This is a genomic window from Bacillus cereus group sp. BfR-BA-01349 (assembly GCF_022663795.1).
In the GTDB taxonomy this organism is placed as follows: Bacteria; Bacillota; Bacilli; order Bacillales; family Bacillaceae_G; genus Bacillus_A; species Bacillus_A cereus.
Window position 1 is genome coordinate 114,873 of record NZ_JAKUGE010000001.1, and the last position, 15,751, is coordinate 130,623.

Consider the following 15,751-nt stretch of genomic DNA (forward strand, 5'->3'; position numbering starts at 1 on the left):
GATTTTTTTACTTCATATCGGAAACGTTCAAACGGTTCACAGCACGTTGTAATGCCATTTCTGCACGTTTAAAGTCAACATGTGCTTGTTTATCTTGCAGACGTTGCTCAGCGCGACGCTTCGCTTCATTTGCACGATGGATATCGATATGGTTTGCTTCTTCAGCAGATGATGATAATACAGTCACTTTATCTGGACGAACTTCGATAAAGCCACCGCTTACTGCTACATAATCAGTGTGTCCACCATTTTTCAGACGAACTGCACTAATTTTTAATGGTGCAACAGTTGGAATGTGACCTGGTAAAATCCCCATTTCCCCACTCTCTGCTTTTACACTTACCATTTCTACTTCTTTTTCGTAAACCGGTCCATCAGGAGTTACAATACTGACTGGAAATGTCTTCATACTTCGTCCCTCCTAAGGCCTTACGCCATCATTTTCTTCGCGTTTTCAATAACTTCTTCAATGCCACCTACTAAGCGGAATGCATCTTCTGGAAGGTCATCATATTTTCCTTCTAGAATTTCTTTGAAACCACTAACTGTATTCTTTACAGGTACGTAAGAACCTTTTTGACCTGTAAACTGCTCAGCTACGTGGAAGTTTTGAGATAAGAAGAATTGAATACGACGAGCACGATGTACAACTAACTTATCTTCTTCAGATAACTCATCCATACCTAAGATAGCGATGATATCTTGAAGTTCTTTATAACGTTGTAAAGTTTGCTGTACTTGACGAGCTACTTCATAATGTTCTTCTCCTACGATTTCTGGAGAAAGTGCACGAGATGTAGATGCTAATGGATCTACGGCTGGGTAAATACCCATTTGCGTTAAACGACGCTCTAAGTTTGTTGTTGCATCTAAGTGAGCGAACGTTGTAGCTGGTGCTGGGTCAGTATAGTCATCGGCTGGTACATATACCGCTTGGATAGACGTGATAGACCCTTTATTTGTAGATGTAATACGCTCTTGTAATTGACCCATTTCTGTTGCAAGTGTTGGTTGGTAACCTACCGCAGATGGCATACGACCAAGAAGGGCAGATACTTCAGAACCCGCTTGCGTGAAACGGAAGATGTTATCGATGAACAGAAGTACGTCTTGTCCTTGCTCATCACGGAAATGCTCAGCCATTGTTAAACCTGTTAATGCAACACGTTGACGTGCTCCAGGTGGCTCGTTCATTTGTCCAAATACCATCGCAGTTTTCTTGATTACGCCAGAATCGCTCATTTCGTGGTATAAGTCATTACCCTCACGAGTACGCTCACCTACACCAGCGAATACAGAGATACCACCGTGCTCTTGTGCGATGTTGTTAATTAATTCCTGAATTAATACTGTTTTACCTACGCCGGCACCACCGAATAGGCCGATCTTACCACCCTTAATGTAAGGAGCAAGTAAGTCTACTACTTTAATACCCGTTTCAAGAATTTCTACTTTAGTAGATAATTCTTCGAATGCAGGTGCTTGACGGTGAATTGGATCACGATGTACATCTGCAGGAACCTCACCATCTAAGTCAATTGCATCACCTAATACGTTAAATACGCGACCAAGTGTTACATCACCAACTGGTACAGAGATTGGTTTACCAGTATCTTCTACTTCTGTGCCACGAACAAGTCCATCTGTGGAAGACATTGCAACTGTACGAACTGTATCATCACCTAAATGAAGTGCAACTTCAAATGTTAAGTTAATACTTCCGTTTTCGTTGCTTTGTTTTACCGTAAGGGCGTTGTAGATTTCTGGTAGCTTTCCGCCATCAAACTTAACGTCTACAACCGGACCCATGATTTGCGTAACGCGCCCTTTATTCATCGGGTTCCCTCCTAGCTTTCTTTTAATTAGCCAACTTTCTACGAGCAGCTAGCTTTTAATTTTTTATTGGTTTATAGCTTACGCGACTCTTTTGACAGAGCCGCTTCCGCTTTTTATTGAATCTAGCTCCGGTGGCTAGAAGGGTCGGTCATTTCACCCCTTCCTACGAGGCAAAGAACACCTCTTTGTCAGGAGTTCCAATGCCCTCCCCTTCTGAGCAAGCCACCTACACTTTTTATTGAATCCAGCTCCAGCGGTTAGAATGTTCGGTGGCTTCGCTTTTTCCTACGAGGCACAAATCGCCTCTACGTCAAAAGCTCCATCCCCCTCTCATTCTGAACGAACCGCTTCCGCCTTTTAATACTATTCTAACGCTGCTGCTCCACCAACGATTTCCGTAATTTCTTGCGTAATCGCTGCCTGACGCGCACGGTTGAATGAAAGTGTAAGTGAATCGATAACTTCCATTGCGTTGTCTGTAGCACTCTTCATTGCTGTCATACGCGCTGCGTGTTCACTTGCTTTACCGTCTAGTAATGCACCGTACACTAAGCTTTCTGCGTATTGTGGCAATAGTACTTTTAAAATTTCTTCTTCAGAAGGTTCGAATTCATAAGCTGTCGTCGGTTTGTCAGACGCCACATCAGTAAGCGGTAAAATTTTATTTTCCGTTACCTCTTGTGAAATTTTACTTACGTAATGGTTGTAGTAAATGTACAGCTCATCATAAGCACCATCTGCGAACATCGCAATTGCTCGAGAAGCAAGGTCTTTAATATCAGTAAATGATGGGTGGTCAGATAGTCCAACTACTTCATCAATGATGTTAAAGCCGCGACGTTTTAAATAATCACGTCCTAGTCGTCCAAGCACAATAATTGAATATTGGTTTGAATCCATATTATGACGTTCACGAATTACGTTACTTACTGTACGTAATACGTGACTGTTATAACCACCTGCTAGTCCGCGATCAGATGTAATAACGATGTATCCTGTACGCTTTACAGGACGCGCATTTAGCATCGGATGATTAATTCCTTTACTTCCTTGCGCAATGCTCGCTACTACTTCTTGAATCTTTTCCATATACGGAACGAAAGATTTAGCATTTTGCTCTGCACGGTTTAACTTAGATGCAGATACCATCTCCATCGCTTTCGTAATTTGACTCGTTTTCTTTGTCGAGTTAATCTTCGCTTTTATATCGCGTAAAGATGCCACAGGTTTTCACCACCTTTTTTCCGGAAGTTGGCACGATTAGTAAGAATCCTCTTCCTAATCTACGTTGCAAGATATTCTTGCTCATGATTGAAGGAAAAGAATAGGTGCACCTACTCTTTTCCTTTACATAACCGTCAGCAATCTCAGAGCCCGAGATGCCTTTTATATATACTATCTAGCTCCAGCGGCTTGAATGCTCGGTGGCTTCACTTCTTCCTACGAGGCAAACACCGCCTCTTCGTCAGAAGCTCCATCCCCCTCACATTCAGAACGAGCCGCTTCCGCTTTTATTATTCAGAAGCTACAAATACTTTTTTAAATCCATTGATTGCTGCTGCAAATTTGTCGTCATCCGCAAGTTTCTTAGTTGTGCGGATTTCTTCTAATAAGTCAGTCGCATTAGAATCTAACCAAGCATGGAATTCTTCTTCGAAACGAGTGATATCTACTACTGGGATATCATCTAGGAATCCACGTGTTAAAGCGTAAAGAATGATAACTTGTTTCTCTACACGTAATGGTTTGTGTAATCCTTGTTTTAATACCTCAACAGTACGAGCACCACGGTTTAATTTCGCTTGAGTTGCTTTATCAAGGTCAGAACCGAACTGAGCGAACGCTTCTAACTCACGGTAAGATGCAAGGTCAAGACGAAGTGTACCTGATACTTTACTCATTGCTTTAATCTGAGCAGATCCACCTACACGAGATACAGAAGTACCCGCATCGATCGCTGGACGTACGCCAGAGAAGAATAGGTCAGATTGTAAGAAGATTTGTCCATCCGTAATAGAAATTACGTTTGTTGGGATGTATGCTGATACGTCCCCTGCTTGTGTTTCGATGAAAGGTAGTGCAGTTAAAGAACCGCCGCCTTTTGCATCACTTAATTTTGCTGCACGCTCTAATAAGCGAGAATGTAAGTAGAATACATCCCCTGGGTAAGCTTCACGACCTGGAGGACGACGTAATAGTAATGACAGCTCACGGTAAGCCGCTGCTTGTTTTGATAAGTCATCATATACTACTAATACGTGTTTACCATTGTACATGAACTCTTCACCCATTGTTACACCAGCGTAAGGAGCTAGGTATAATAATGGAGCTGGTTGAGAAGCAGATGCAGTTACAACGATTGTGTACTCTAATGCACCGTGCTTACGTAGTGTTTCTACTACGTTACGTACAGTTGATTCTTTTTGTCCAATTGCTACATAGATACAAATCATATCTTCATCTTTTTGGTTAATGATTGTATCAAGCGCAACCGCTGTTTTACCAGTTTGACGGTCACCGATGATTAACTCACGTTGACCACGGCCAATTGGTACAAGAGCATCGATCGCTTTAATACCTGTTTGAAGTGGCTCATGAACAGATTTACGATCCATTACACCTGGTGCTGGACTTTCAATTGGACGAGTGTTTGTTGTATTGATTGGGCCTAAACCATCAACTGGTTGACCTAATGGGTTTACAACACGACCAATTAGTTCTTTTCCTACCGGTACTTGCATGATGCGACCAGTACGACGAACTTCGTCACCTTCACGAATTTCTGTGTAAGGTCCTAAAATGATAATACCTACGTTATTTTCCTCTAAGTTTTGTGCTAGTCCCATAACGCCGTTAGAGAACTCTACAAGTTCACCAGCCATAACGTTATCAAGACCATGAGCACGCGCGATACCGTCACCAACTTGGATAACTGTACCAACATCACTAACTTCGATTTCAGACTGATAGTTCTCGATTTGTTGCTTTATCAGTGCGCTAATTTCTTCAGCTCTGATGCTCATGTGCTTCACCCCTATCTATTCTTCATTAATTCACGCTGAATACGTGCTAATTTTCCTTGTAAACTTCCATCATAAATGCGATTTCCAATACGTACTTTAATGCCGCCTAGTAAATCTTCATCTACAACATTTTTCACCCGAATTGCATCTTTTCCTGTTCTCTTCGCAAATGCTTCTGCAATGTTAAGCTTCTCTTCTTCTGATAGAAGACGAGTAGAATATACAGTTGCGTCCGCTACGTTACGTTCTTCATTAGCAAGAACAACATATTCATCTGCAATTTCAGGTAAGATATCAATGCGTTTGTTATCAATTAAAATATATAACGTATTTAAAATAGATTCAGAAACAGATCCGAATACGTTTGCAAGAAACGTTTTCTTTTGTTCCTTTGAAATGTTCGGTTGCGTTAAAAAGCTATGTAGTTCTCCGTTCTTTACATAAACGTTTTGTACAAGGCGTAATTCCTCTTCAAACATTTCTAATACGTGTTTTTCTTTAGCAATTTTAAAAAGAGCGACAGCATAACGTTTTGCTACAATCCCATTGCTCATCGCGCTTCTCCTACTTCTTTAATATAATCGCGAATTAACTTCACTTGATCTTCTTCTTTTAATTCTTTTTCAATTACTTTAGAAGCAATTTGAACAGATAAAGAAGCAACTTGTTCTTGTAAAGCAGCAATTGCTTGCTCTTTTTCGCGTTGAATTTCTTGTACAGCAGATGCTTTAATTGATTCTGCTTCTTCTTTCGCAGCAGCAACAATAACATCTTTTTGATCTACAGCTTGCTTTTTCGCTCTTTCGATTAACTCTTGTGCTTCAACACGTGATTGTTTTAACATTTCACGTTGTTCTTCTACTAACTTCTTCGCCTCAGCATTACTTCTTTCTGCAGCGTCGATTTCATTAGTAACATGCTCTTCACGTTCTTTCATAATTCCCATTAAAGGACCCCACGCAAATTTGCGTAGCATTACTAATAGAAGTAAGAAAATGAACAATGTATAAGCAATCGTTCCAAATGGAATGGCAGCACCTAATAATAAAGTTGGCACAAGGATTCACTCCCTTCAAAATATCTAAATTGATCATATGAAAAAAAAAGACATACGTTTCATTCATAAAGCAATGGCGAAGAAAGTTCGGAAAAACACTCTTCGCCATCTATGTAAGGGGAGTCTCCCTTATTTGTTCATTACGATGAAAGCAATAACTACACCGATGATTGGAAGTGCCTCAACTAAAGCAACCCCGATGAACATAATTGTTTGAAGTGCGCCTTTTAGTTCTGGTTGACGAGCAACACCTTCGATTGTACGTGATACGATAAGACCGTTACCAATACCTGCACCTAATGCTGATAAACCAATTGCAATTGCAGCTGCGATTACACCTAAACTCATTTAATTTGTCCTCCTTTGTATTATAAAAAAATAAATTTTTTCTTACTTAAATTATATTAATGGTCATGGCTTACTTTATGAGCCATATAAACCATCGTTAACATAACGAAAATAAATGCTTGGATTGATCCAACGAATACACTGAATCCCATCCATGCTAACATTGGTACAAGCGCACCTACTGCCCCAAGGACTGATGCTCCGCCCAACTTAGCAAGTAATCCTAATAAGATCTCACCTGCATAAATGTTACCAAATAAACGAAGACCTAACGTTAATGTGTTAGCAAACTCCTCAATAACCTTTAATGGGAATAAGAATTTCATAGGTTGGAAATAACCTTTTACGTACTCTTTCGTACCCTTCATCTTAATTCCATAATAATGGGTGAGGGTAACTACCATCACGGCTAATGTTAATGTAACTGCTGGATCAGACGTTGGTGATCTCCACCATGCAATATGTTCGCCAGCTTCAGTTGCTGAATACATGAATGGTAAACCAAGGAAGTTCGATACGATGATAAACATGATAAGCGTAACGCCAAGCGTTAAGAAACGTCCACCTGTTTTCCAGTCCATCGTACTATTGATAATCCCTTTCACGAAGTCAAACACCCATTCCATGAAGTTTTGCATTCCTGTTGGGCGAAGAGCTAAGCTGCGAGTTCCGATAACAGCGATTAAGAAAACAATAACTGCTGCTACAGTAACCATCATAACTGACGACAAATCGAACGTTAAACCTAGAAATTCAACTAATCTACCGTGTTCCACTAGTAATTCACCTCTCTTCCCTGCTCTTATACTCTAAATAAATAAAATCTATGATCATGACAAGGTATCCTGTCAGCAATCCTACACCTAGGCCCCACATCGCGATTAACTCTTGATATTTGGCTGCAAATAAAATTAATAACCCAATCGTGGCGAATCTTGAATATGTACTTACCGCTGTTGCCTTGAACTTCACGTTTTCTCCATTTGTTACGCGATCTAGCAGCTTGTCTGTTCTACGTGCAATGATGCGCAAACTAAGAAAACTGAAAATCGTCCCGATAATCAGTCCAAGAAATACATCCTTGTAAGAGGTAAATCCCCATCCTAGCACTAGAAGCGCAAGCAAGTAGTACATATATTTCTTTTGTCTTTGGACAAGTCCATGTACGTCTATCATCATTGCTCTCCCGAATAGTAATGTCGAATGAGTCGAATCATTGCGTATACCCCTGTTCCTAGTCCGAGTAATAACCCTATAATAAGAAACAACGGAAACGTTCCAACCTTATTATCAATCCACTGCCCACCAAAGATTCCAACAAGAATAGAACCGACTAATTGAGCAAGAATACCTGACATTAAAGCATAAGCTTTTATATGGCTGCGATCGTTTTTTTGCAAGGATTCATCCCTCCAATATGTAACCCTCATTCACGATGTGTTAATAATAACTCATTTTTTTGCATAAATCCTATACAAAACAAAAAGTTTACATTTTCGTCACGGAATAGATGTAATTTTGTCACTGAAAGCCCTACCATCTATCCCCGTTGTTAGCATACAATAGGGTATTAACAGTGTCAACGAGAAATCGTAAAAAATCTAAAAATTTGAGTATTAGGCATTTCCTCCCAAAAATGAAAACGTTCCCCTTCTAAATACTGGTTACATATATGCAATTCCTAACAGTTTTCTCTTTATAATAGAAGGAAATGTTCACAAGTTTGTCACTATTATATTTTCGAGATATAACGCTTTTCTTCCATAATATAGTGTTCCTCAGACGTAAGACTTCTATATTATATGTGAGGTGTATGCAGCTTATGTTGTATATACGATGTATATTTATCCTCTCCCCCTCCCCTACTTGCTTACAACAAAAAAGACGAGCTGGGGAATCTCCCCTGCTCGTCAGTTGTCTTACTTCGTTCCGAATAAACGGTCACCAGCATCACCAAGACCTGGTACTACATATCCGTGGTCATTTAATTTCTCATCTAATGCTGCTACATAAATATCAACATCAGGATGTTCTTCTTGTACTACTTTTACCCCTTCTGGAGCTGCAACGATACACATTAATTTAATTTGTTTCGCACCGCGCTTTTTCAGAGAGTTAATTGCTTCAGCCGCAGAACCACCTGTTGCTAGCATCGGATCTAGTACGATAAAGTCACGCTCTTCTACATCCGTTGGAAGTTTCACATAGTATTCTACCGGTTGCAATGTTTTAGGGTCACGGTATAAACCAACGTGTCCTACTTTTGCTGCTGGAATTAATTTCAGAATTCCATCAACCATTCCTAAACCTGCACGTAAAATCGGAATTAAACCAAGTTTTTTACCAGCGATCACTTTTGTTGTCGCTTTGCTTACAGGTGTTTCAATTTCAATGTCCTTAAGTGGAAGGTCGCGAGTAATTTCGAAAGCCATTAAACTTGCTACTTCGTCCACTAATTCACGAAAATCTTTCGTACCTGTATTCTTATCGCGAATATATGTAATCTTATGTTGAATTAACGGGTGATCAAATACATACAGTTTTCCCATGTGAATCTCTCCTTTAGATGATATTCATGCGTTTGCACGCTTTTTTACACTATTTACGATTGTAAAGAAAACGCTACTAATATTCAAGGGCAAATTTGGCAAAATCATGATTTTACGATGAATCTATCTAGTATCTTTACCAATTATGGGAGCTGTATCCTTCATTATATCGCCAAAATTTATTCATCATTTGTATACATACTTTAAAAATAATATATGTCCACAAAAAAGACCGCCAAAACAATTAAGTCTCGGCAGTCTTCTTCAATCTATTATAGATTTGGATACATTGTGAATTTGCTAGTTAACGCTTCTACACGCTTACGTACTTCTTCTAATGCAACTTCATTTTCATGATTTTTTAATGTATAAGCAATAAGTGACGCAATTTCATCCATTTCTTCTAAACCGAAACCACGAGATGTTACAGCTGCTGTACCGATACGTACACCACTTGTTACAAATGGGCTTGCTGTTTCAAATGGAATTGTATTTTTGTTCACTGTAATACCAACTTCATCTAATACGTGCTCTGCTACTTTACCTGTGATTTCTAAGTTACGAACATCAATCAAGATTAAGTGATTGTCTGTTCCGCCAGAAACAAGTGTAAGTCCTTCTTTTTGAAGACCTTCAGCTAAGCGGTTCGCATTGTTAATGATATTTTGTGCATATGTTTTGAAATCATCTTGAAGTGCTTCACCAAATGCAACAGCTTTTGCAGCGATTACGTGCATAAGTGGACCACCTTGAATACCAGGGAAGATTGATTTATCAATTTGTTTTGCAAATTGCTCTTCACATAAAATCATACCACCACGCGGACCACGTAACGTTTTATGTGTTGTCGTTGTAACGAAATGTGCATGTGGTACTGGATTTGGGTGTAAACCAGCAGCTACTAAACCAGCGATATGTGCCATATCAACCATTAAATAAGCGCCCACTTCATCTGCAATCTCACGGAATCGCTTGAAATCGATAACACGAGGGTATGCACTTGCACCTGCAACGATTAATTTTGGTTTATGTTCTTTCGCTTTTGCTAATACATCATCGTAATTAATACGGTGAGAGTCAGCATCCACGCCATATTCTACGAAATTATATTGTACTCCACTGAAGTTAACAGGGCTTCCGTGTGTTAAGTGACCACCATGAGATAAGTTCATACCAAGTACTGTATCGCCTTGCTCTAAAATCGTAAAGTATACTGCCATGTTCGCTTGTGCACCAGAGTGTGGTTGAACATTTACGTGCTCTGCGCCGAAAATTTCTTTCACGCGATCACGTGCGATATCTTCTACTACGTCTACGTGTTCACAGCCACCATAGTAACGTTTTCCAGGATATCCTTCAGCATACTTATTCGTTAAAACAGAACCTTGTGCCTCCATTACTGCTTCACTTACGAAGTTTTCCGAAGCAATTAACTCAATCTTTGAACGCTGTCTTCCTAGTTCTGCCTCAATTGCAGCAAATACCTTTTCATCTTGACGTTTTAAATGATCCACCAAAATCCCCCTTTTCTGAACGAATTACATCGATTCCCAACAGTTTTTTCTTATTTATTCAGAAAAAACGAAAATTCAGGTTGTAATTCTTTCGAACCTTCATGTTTTCAACTACATTCTAACATGACTTTCTATATCATAAAAGAAAAAAAAGACCGAAAATCGGTCTTTTCTTTCTTCTATTATAAAGTCAGACAACATACCTTTTATCTTATGATAAACAGTTACTATATGACTTCCTAATTTCTCATATTTAACGGCAAGTGGTAGTCTCTTCCACTGCCGCATAGACAGCACGCGCTCCACCAATTAGTTTTCCACGTGTTTTGGCCATCGTTACATGCGCACTTCCAATTGCCTTCACACTTGTACGAACCGGAACAGCTACATGCTTTAAATGCATACCGATAAATGTATCACCAATATCCATTCCTGCATCAGCTTTAATAAACTCAACTACTACCGGATCTTTCAAATTGTGATACGCGTATGTCCCCAATGCACCACCTGCTGATCTAACAGGCGTAACTGTTACAATTTCAAATTGATATTTTATCGCTACTTCTCTCTCAACTACTAAAGCACGGTTTAAATGCTCACAACATTGAAACGCTAATTCAATACCTGTTTGCTCTTGAAATTGTTTTAACTCAGAGAAAATCGCCTCTGCTACTTCCATCGTTCCTGATGTTCCAATTCTTTCGCCTAGCACTTCGCTCGTGCTACAACCCACTACAAAAATTTGACCGCTTTGTAATGAAGCTTGTTCTTGGAAATCAGAAAGCGACATTTGTAGCTGTTCTCTTACCTTTACGATTTCTGTCATTACGCCTCTTCCTTTCACAGGTTGGTTCACCAAATTATATTTCACACTACTGATAGTTAGAATCTATTACTTTGTTTCGTATGTTTTAATTTTTCCTACGCGGTTTTCGTGACGACCACCTTCATAGTCAGTTGTTAACCAGATTTTCGCGATATCACGCGCTAGACCAGCACCAATTACACGCTCGCCCATCGCTAGCATGCTAGTGTCATTATGCTCTCTCGTTGCTTTCGCGCTGAAAGTATCATGAACTAACGCACAACGGATACCATTTACTTTGTTTGCTGCGATTGACATACCAATGCCTGTCCCACAAACTAAAATACCACGATCTACTTCACCATTCGCTACCATTTCAGCTGCTGGAAACGCAAAGTCAGGGTAATCAACAGAACCAGCTTCACATTCACAACCTAAATCAATATATTCAATATTTAACTCTTCTAATAAACTTACAAGTTCTTTGCGGATATTCATACCGCCGTGATCAGATGCTATTACTACTTTCATTTTTACCCCTCCAAATTTTCAATCAATTATCTTCATTTCACACTCGCTACCTCACATAGGAAGAAGTGATCTCCAATATCGTATTATACACGAAACATCAACCTACTGAATGTTTTTTCAGTAAAGTTTGTACAAGTTTTTCCATCTCATCTAACGTTTCTTTATAAATAGAAAGCGAGCCTCCAAGTGGATCTGAAATATCCTTGCCTATACCTTCAGTTAATCCATATAACGTATTTAATTTCTTTTCAACGCTCGGATAATGCCCAAGTACAATTTGCTTATGGTTTTCTGTCATCGTTACGACAATATCAGCCCAATCAAGCAAAGTTTCATTTACTTGCTGCGCCGCATGATCAATTAAAATTCCTTTTTCAGCTAAAGCTTCCTTCGCATGTACCGATGCATCGCTCCCAGGATAGGCGAAAACACCAGCAGATTGCACTTCAAACTTATCTCCTCCGTGATGACGAAGCAACGCCTCAGCCATTGGACTACGACATGTATTGCCAGTACAAACAAATAACACTCGTTTCATTCAAACCCACCCCTATATTCGATTTCTTACCATTCATCATAACTTACATTAGAATAGAACAAAAGAAATGTGAATATACAAAAGGCGCATTTCTCTTATATTTTTTCTAAGAAAAATGCGCCTTATCCACATATATGTGAAACCCTATTTCCAAGTGCCTAGAGTATTTTAACATACATGCTGAACATGCAACAAAAATAAGGAATCCATTTCATACGAAACGGATTCCTCTTATATTGCACTTATTTCATTGTAACTTTCATTACTTCTGTTGAACCTTTTGTAGCTGCTACGCCTACAGTTGTCTTAATAGACTCAGCTGCATCTGTGTTTGTAATAACAATTGGAGTAATTGTGCTTTTCGCTTTTTCACGGATTAATTCTAAGTCGAATGAGATTAATTTATCTCCAGCTTTTACAGCTTGGCCTTCAGAAACGTGAGCTTCGAATCCTTCGCCTTCCATTTTTACAGTTTCTAATCCAACGTGGATTAAAATTTCTGTACCGTTTTTCGCTTTAATTCCAATAGCATGTTTTGTGTGGAATAATTGTACGATTTCACCATCAACTGGAGATACAACTACACCTTCAGTAGGATCGATTGCAACACCGTCACCCATCATACGACCAGCAAATACTGGATCTGGTACTTCTTCAATATTTTTCACTGCTCCAGTTAATGGAGCTACGATTGTTTCTTCATTTGTTTTTGAACCAAGACCGAATAATTTTTTAAACATAGGATAGTCCTCCTTATAATTTACCTAAAAGTTTATAGGGCAATCCCTAGTAAAGCTCGGGATACATGTAAGACTTCATACTTCGAATATTATACTGTAAAAACGCTTTCGAAATAAATTACGTCATTACTAATAGACTCTTATTGTAGCGCTTCACAAAATTCCAGTCAATTCTGATTGTCTGAATAACAATTAGAAGTTAACTTCTATTTATATTTTCTCTTTTTTTGCCCAACTTGTCTAGAGGTCTTTACTACATTTTATTTTTTGTTGTTAATTTGTAAAATTTAATTCAAACTTTTTTCAAAATCCACTTGACTAAAGTAAGTAACTATTTTATTATTACTTACGTAAGGTAAGTTAATAACTTTTAGGGGGTTTTTAAAAATGATGGATTTCGGTCTACTTATTATTCGTCTTATTATAGGAATTACATTCATGGGTCATGGTGCTCAAAAATTATTTGGTTGGTTCGGCGGTTACGGTTTAAAAGGAACAGGTGGCTGGATGGAGTCAATCGGTTTACGTCCTGGTGTATTTATGGCATTTATGGCTGGCGCAACTGAATTACTAGGTGGTTTCTTATTTGCATCAGGTATTTTCATTGTAGTTGGTTCATTATTTATCATTGGAACAATGTTAATGGCTATCTTCACTGTTCACGGAAAAAATGGTTACTGGGTAACCCAAAACGGATATGAATATAACTTAATGTTAATCGCTGTCGCTGTTGGTGTAGCTTTAATCGGACCTGGGGCATACGTTTTACTTTAATTTTTATCTCAAATTTGAGATTCTTGAAAAAAGAACTTACTTCATTACAATTGAAGTAAGTTCTTTTTATGAAACAAAATATTATTTCCAGCAGGATTTTCTCATCGTTATCTTGTAAACAAACAATAAGTATTCATATTTAGAAAGGGGATTACAAGCATGTTATCCATTAATCCAAATGAACAAACTGAAAAAGATAATTACAAATTACTTACTGGAAGTATCATCCCTCGTCCTGTCGCATTCGTTACTTCTGTAACAAAAGAAGGCGTACTAAACGGAGCACCATATAGTTATTTCAATATTGTCGCTGCTAATCCACCACTTATCTCAGTATCTGTACAACGAAAAGTCGGAGAAAGAAAGGACACTTCCCGAAACGCAATTGAAAAAGGAGAATTTGTCGTACATATTTCTGACGAATCATATGTAGCAGCAATTAACGAAACAGCAGCTAACCTCCCGCCAAATGAAAGTGAAATTGAACTAGCAAAACTAACACCAATCGAAAGTGAAGTCATCTCTGTTCCAGGTGTAAAAGAAGCAAATATTCGAATGGAATGCGTATTAGAACGTGCAATTCCACTTGGCGGAACGGAAGACTCACCAGCTTGTGATCTACTAATTGGACGCGTCGTTCGTTTCCACGTTGCCGAACATCTATATGAAAAAGGGCGCATTCACGCCGAAGGACTCAAACCAATAAGCCGCCTAGCAGGACACAACTATGCAAAATTAGGAGAACAATTTGAATTGGTTAGGCCAATCTAAAAGCGGAAGCGGCTCGTTCAGAATCGCAGGAAGACGCGAAGCCACCGACCATTCTAGCCGTTGGAGCTGGATATATTTAAAAGCAAGACGGCTAGATTCCTCCCATCACTCAAATATAAAATCCCCTGCTTTTTAGCAGGGGATTTTATCATTGTAATTCTTCCTTCTTTTCCTCTAAAGTAGGCATTTTCTCTTTTTTCGGCTTCCCTAGCTTAATTACGAAGAAGTATAGGGAAAGTAATGTAATAAGAAAAACAATTAAAAACGGGTACGGAGAGTAAAAGGCACGCGCCGCCTCAGTCTTTCCCGCAACAAATTTCAATGACTCAATATCTAAAAACTCAGCAAACATTTGTACACCGAGCATACTAAACCAAAAAACAAAAAAACTAATAATAATACCAAAAACTTGCTTCAATCTCGTCATTCATCTCATCCTTTCTATATCTGTAATTTTTAGCGCAATAAATATAGTACAAACAAAATATTCACAGAAAGGAACTATCTCACCATTCACGAATTAACTTAATCCAACCTAACATCGAAATTTGCAAAATAATACCCCAAATTATAAGTCTTCTTAGCCATCGAGGATAGAAGGTTAAAAATTTAACATACCATTCCAATAGCTTGTTCATAATTCCCTCCTACATAAAATTATATAGGAAAAAGGATATATAATCCAAACCCAACTAAAATGATACCCCCTACTATCTCACCATATGTACCGAGCATATCTTTCGCATGTCTCCCAATTAATAAACCCATCCACGCTAATAACATGCTAACAAATCCAAAAAGTAAAATCGTAATAATTGTTTGTGCCCCATAAATACCAAGACTAAGTCCTACTGAGAAACTATCTATACTGACGCCAAATGCAAATACGAATAAACTAATTCCAATAGGGGCTGTTCTAGTCTCTTCATTTTGTAAAATGCTCGAATATACGATATAAAACCCTAGTCCGATTAATAAAATAGCACCCGCAAAATGTGCGATATCTCCATACTTCTCTGATAAAAAACGACCTAGTACCATTCCTATAAACGGCATAATAATATGAAATATCCCTATCGTCATACCAATATACAGGATTTGTCTTAACTTTAGGGGTATCATCCCCATACCAAGACTCACCGAGAACGCATCCATCCCTAAGGCGAATGCCATAATTATTAAAGGTATTAGCTGTTCAAACGTCATTCATGCCCCTCCTTGGACGTGCTACTTCACAATATGCTTATCCAAGGAGAAATATTCTG

Annotated in this window: 22 protein-coding genes; 2 read left to right on the forward strand and 20 right to left on the reverse strand. The window is 38.7% G+C overall.

The window, feature by feature from the left end; genetic code table 11:
• Nucleotides 1–7 precede the first annotated feature (7 nt).
• From atpC to MR169_RS00610, 17 genes are all read right to left on the reverse strand, one after another.
• Nucleotides 8–409, reverse strand: coding sequence for a F0F1 ATP synthase subunit epsilon (gene atpC / locus MR169_RS00530; protein ID WP_000847211.1), 402 nt, complete (start codon nt 407–409; stop codon nt 8–10).
• Nucleotides 410–429: 20 nt separating this feature from the next.
• Nucleotides 430–1,836 carry a F0F1 ATP synthase subunit beta gene (gene atpD, locus MR169_RS00535; RefSeq protein WP_001032593.1) on the reverse strand — a complete coding sequence of 469 codons (1,407 nt, stop codon included), beginning with the start codon at nt 1,834–1,836 and terminating at the stop codon, nt 430–432.
• Nucleotides 1,837–2,199: 363 nt separating this feature from the next.
• Nucleotides 2,200–3,060: a F0F1 ATP synthase subunit gamma gene (atpG, locus tag MR169_RS00540; RefSeq protein ID WP_242318734.1), complete on the reverse strand. Its 861-nt coding sequence runs from the start codon at nt 3,058–3,060 to the stop codon at nt 2,200–2,202.
• Between the two features lie 290 nt (nt 3,061–3,350).
• Nucleotides 3,351–4,859 carry a F0F1 ATP synthase subunit alpha gene (atpA, locus tag MR169_RS00545; protein WP_000027518.1) on the reverse strand — a complete coding sequence of 503 codons (1,509 nt, stop codon included), beginning with the start codon at nt 4,857–4,859 and terminating at the stop codon, nt 3,351–3,353.
• Nucleotides 4,860–4,870: 11 nt separating this feature from the next.
• Nucleotides 4,871–5,413, reverse strand: coding sequence for a F0F1 ATP synthase subunit delta (gene atpH / locus MR169_RS00550; protein WP_000064683.1), 543 nt, complete (start codon nt 5,411–5,413; stop codon nt 4,871–4,873).
• Nucleotides 5,410–5,916 carry a F0F1 ATP synthase subunit B gene (atpF, locus tag MR169_RS00555; protein ID WP_001142618.1) on the reverse strand — a complete coding sequence of 169 codons (507 nt, stop codon included), beginning with the start codon at nt 5,914–5,916 and terminating at the stop codon, nt 5,410–5,412. The genes atpH and atpF overlap by 4 nt, the downstream gene beginning before the upstream one ends.
• Nucleotides 5,917–6,045: 129 nt before the next feature.
• Nucleotides 6,046–6,264 (reverse strand): F0F1 ATP synthase subunit C, encoded by a 219-nt coding sequence (gene atpE / locus MR169_RS00560; RefSeq protein WP_000052064.1) that lies wholly within the window; start codon nt 6,262–6,264, stop codon nt 6,046–6,048.
• A gap of 56 nt (nt 6,265–6,320) precedes the next feature.
• On the reverse strand, nt 6,321–7,040 hold the full coding sequence (gene atpB / locus MR169_RS00565) for a F0F1 ATP synthase subunit A (protein ID WP_016118945.1): 720 nt from the start codon (nt 7,038–7,040) through the stop codon (nt 6,321–6,323).
• A gap of 7 nt (nt 7,041–7,047) precedes the next feature.
• Nucleotides 7,048–7,440 (reverse strand): ATP synthase subunit I, encoded by a 393-nt coding sequence (locus MR169_RS00570; protein ID WP_242318735.1) that lies wholly within the window; start codon nt 7,438–7,440, stop codon nt 7,048–7,050.
• Nucleotides 7,440–7,664, reverse strand: a complete 225-nt coding sequence (locus MR169_RS00575; protein WP_001171223.1) for an AtpZ/AtpI family protein — start codon at nt 7,662–7,664, stop codon at nt 7,440–7,442. Before MR169_RS00575 ends, MR169_RS00570 begins: the two co-directional genes overlap by 1 nt.
• A 26-nt stretch (nt 7,665–7,690) precedes the next feature.
• On the reverse strand, nt 7,691–7,804 hold the full coding sequence (locus tag MR169_RS00580; RefSeq protein WP_000232962.1) for a DUF4024 domain-containing protein: 114 nt from the start codon (nt 7,802–7,804) through the stop codon (nt 7,691–7,693).
• Between the two features lie 379 nt (nt 7,805–8,183).
• Nucleotides 8,184–8,813 (reverse strand): uracil phosphoribosyltransferase, encoded by a 630-nt coding sequence (gene upp, locus MR169_RS00585; RefSeq protein ID WP_000517539.1) that lies wholly within the window; start codon nt 8,811–8,813, stop codon nt 8,184–8,186.
• Nucleotides 8,814–9,085: 272 nt separating this feature from the next.
• Entirely contained in the window at nt 9,086–10,327 is a 1,242-nt protein-coding gene (gene glyA, locus MR169_RS00590) for a serine hydroxymethyltransferase (protein WP_000349809.1), read from the reverse strand.
• A gap of 253 nt (nt 10,328–10,580) precedes the next feature.
• Nucleotides 10,581–11,153: a TIGR01440 family protein gene (locus MR169_RS00595; RefSeq protein ID WP_000136376.1), complete on the reverse strand. Its 573-nt coding sequence runs from the start codon at nt 11,151–11,153 to the stop codon at nt 10,581–10,583.
• A gap of 66 nt (nt 11,154–11,219) precedes the next feature.
• Nucleotides 11,220–11,663: a ribose 5-phosphate isomerase B gene (gene rpiB / locus MR169_RS00600; RefSeq protein ID WP_242318736.1), complete on the reverse strand. Its 444-nt coding sequence runs from the start codon at nt 11,661–11,663 to the stop codon at nt 11,220–11,222.
• A gap of 97 nt (nt 11,664–11,760) precedes the next feature.
• Nucleotides 11,761–12,201: a low molecular weight protein arginine phosphatase gene (locus tag MR169_RS00605; protein WP_242318737.1), complete on the reverse strand. Its 441-nt coding sequence runs from the start codon at nt 12,199–12,201 to the stop codon at nt 11,761–11,763.
• 242 nt (nt 12,202–12,443) lie between these two features.
• Nucleotides 12,444–12,941 (reverse strand): PTS sugar transporter subunit IIA, encoded by a 498-nt coding sequence (locus MR169_RS00610; protein WP_000473665.1) that lies wholly within the window; start codon nt 12,939–12,941, stop codon nt 12,444–12,446.
• Nucleotides 12,942–13,328: 387 nt separating this feature from the next.
• Between MR169_RS00610 and MR169_RS00615 the strand changes: the two genes are divergently transcribed.
• Nucleotides 13,329–13,715: a DoxX family protein gene (locus MR169_RS00615; protein ID WP_000968615.1), complete on the forward strand. Its 387-nt coding sequence runs from the start codon at nt 13,329–13,331 to the stop codon at nt 13,713–13,715.
• Between the two features lie 159 nt (nt 13,716–13,874).
• Nucleotides 13,875–14,486: a flavin reductase family protein gene (locus tag MR169_RS00620; protein WP_000949056.1), complete on the forward strand. Its 612-nt coding sequence runs from the start codon at nt 13,875–13,877 to the stop codon at nt 14,484–14,486.
• A 148-nt stretch (nt 14,487–14,634) separates the two neighbouring features.
• Here the strand turns inward: MR169_RS00620 and MR169_RS00625 are convergent, their stop codons facing one another.
• From MR169_RS00625 to MR169_RS00630, 3 genes are all read right to left on the reverse strand, one after another.
• Nucleotides 14,635–14,913: a DUF3935 domain-containing protein gene (locus tag MR169_RS00625; RefSeq protein WP_000197472.1), complete on the reverse strand. Its 279-nt coding sequence runs from the start codon at nt 14,911–14,913 to the stop codon at nt 14,635–14,637.
• Between the two features lie 79 nt (nt 14,914–14,992).
• Nucleotides 14,993–15,124: a hypothetical protein gene (locus MR169_RS28140; protein ID WP_001037636.1), complete on the reverse strand. Its 132-nt coding sequence runs from the start codon at nt 15,122–15,124 to the stop codon at nt 14,993–14,995.
• A gap of 19 nt (nt 15,125–15,143) precedes the next feature.
• Nucleotides 15,144–15,692: a manganese efflux pump MntP gene (locus tag MR169_RS00630; protein WP_000142463.1), complete on the reverse strand. Its 549-nt coding sequence runs from the start codon at nt 15,690–15,692 to the stop codon at nt 15,144–15,146.
• Nucleotides 15,693–15,751: the final 59 nt, after the last annotated feature.

What these genes read in the sequence shown, in the direction of transcription:
- atpH (WP_000064683.1), bottom strand. Translation starts at nt 5,413, where the DNA reads ATGAGCAATGGGATTGTAGCAAAACGTTATGCTGTCGCTCTTTTTAAA.
- MR169_RS00605 (WP_242318737.1), bottom strand. Translation starts at nt 12,201, where the DNA reads ATGAAACGAGTGTTATTTGTTTGTACTGGCAATACATGTCGTAGTCCA.
- MR169_RS28140 (WP_001037636.1), bottom strand. Translation starts at nt 15,124, where the DNA reads ATGAACAAGCTATTGGAATGGTATGTTAAATTTTTAACCTTCTATCCT.
- atpA (WP_000027518.1), bottom strand. Translation starts at nt 4,859, where the DNA reads ATGAGCATCAGAGCTGAAGAAATTAGCGCACTGATAAAGCAACAAATC.
- rpiB (WP_242318736.1), bottom strand. Translation starts at nt 11,663, where the DNA reads ATGAAAGTAGTAATAGCATCTGATCACGGCGGTATGAATATCCGCAAA.
- atpE (WP_000052064.1), bottom strand. Translation starts at nt 6,264, where the DNA reads ATGAGTTTAGGTGTAATCGCAGCTGCAATTGCAATTGGTTTATCAGCA.
- upp (WP_000517539.1), bottom strand. Translation starts at nt 8,813, where the DNA reads ATGGGAAAACTGTATGTATTTGATCACCCGTTAATTCAACATAAGATT.
- MR169_RS00595 (WP_000136376.1), bottom strand. Translation starts at nt 11,153, where the DNA reads ATGACAGAAATCGTAAAGGTAAGAGAACAGCTACAAATGTCGCTTTCT.
- MR169_RS00615 (WP_000968615.1), top strand. Translation starts at nt 13,329, where the DNA reads ATGATGGATTTCGGTCTACTTATTATTCGTCTTATTATAGGAATTACA.
- MR169_RS00620 (WP_000949056.1), top strand. Translation starts at nt 13,875, where the DNA reads ATGTTATCCATTAATCCAAATGAACAAACTGAAAAAGATAATTACAAA.
- MR169_RS00610 (WP_000473665.1), bottom strand. Translation starts at nt 12,941, where the DNA reads ATGTTTAAAAAATTATTCGGTCTTGGTTCAAAAACAAATGAAGAAACA.
- MR169_RS00570 (WP_242318735.1), bottom strand. Translation starts at nt 7,440, where the DNA reads ATGATAGACGTACATGGACTTGTCCAAAGACAAAAGAAATATATGTAC.
- atpD (WP_001032593.1), bottom strand. Translation starts at nt 1,836, where the DNA reads ATGAATAAAGGGCGCGTTACGCAAATCATGGGTCCGGTTGTAGACGTT.
- MR169_RS00630 (WP_000142463.1), bottom strand. Translation starts at nt 15,692, where the DNA reads ATGACGTTTGAACAGCTAATACCTTTAATAATTATGGCATTCGCCTTA.
- MR169_RS00580 (WP_000232962.1), bottom strand. Translation starts at nt 7,804, where the DNA reads ATGGTAGGGCTTTCAGTGACAAAATTACATCTATTCCGTGACGAAAAT.
- atpC (WP_000847211.1), bottom strand. Translation starts at nt 409, where the DNA reads ATGAAGACATTTCCAGTCAGTATTGTAACTCCTGATGGACCGGTTTAC.
- MR169_RS00625 (WP_000197472.1), bottom strand. Translation starts at nt 14,913, where the DNA reads ATGACGAGATTGAAGCAAGTTTTTGGTATTATTATTAGTTTTTTTGTT.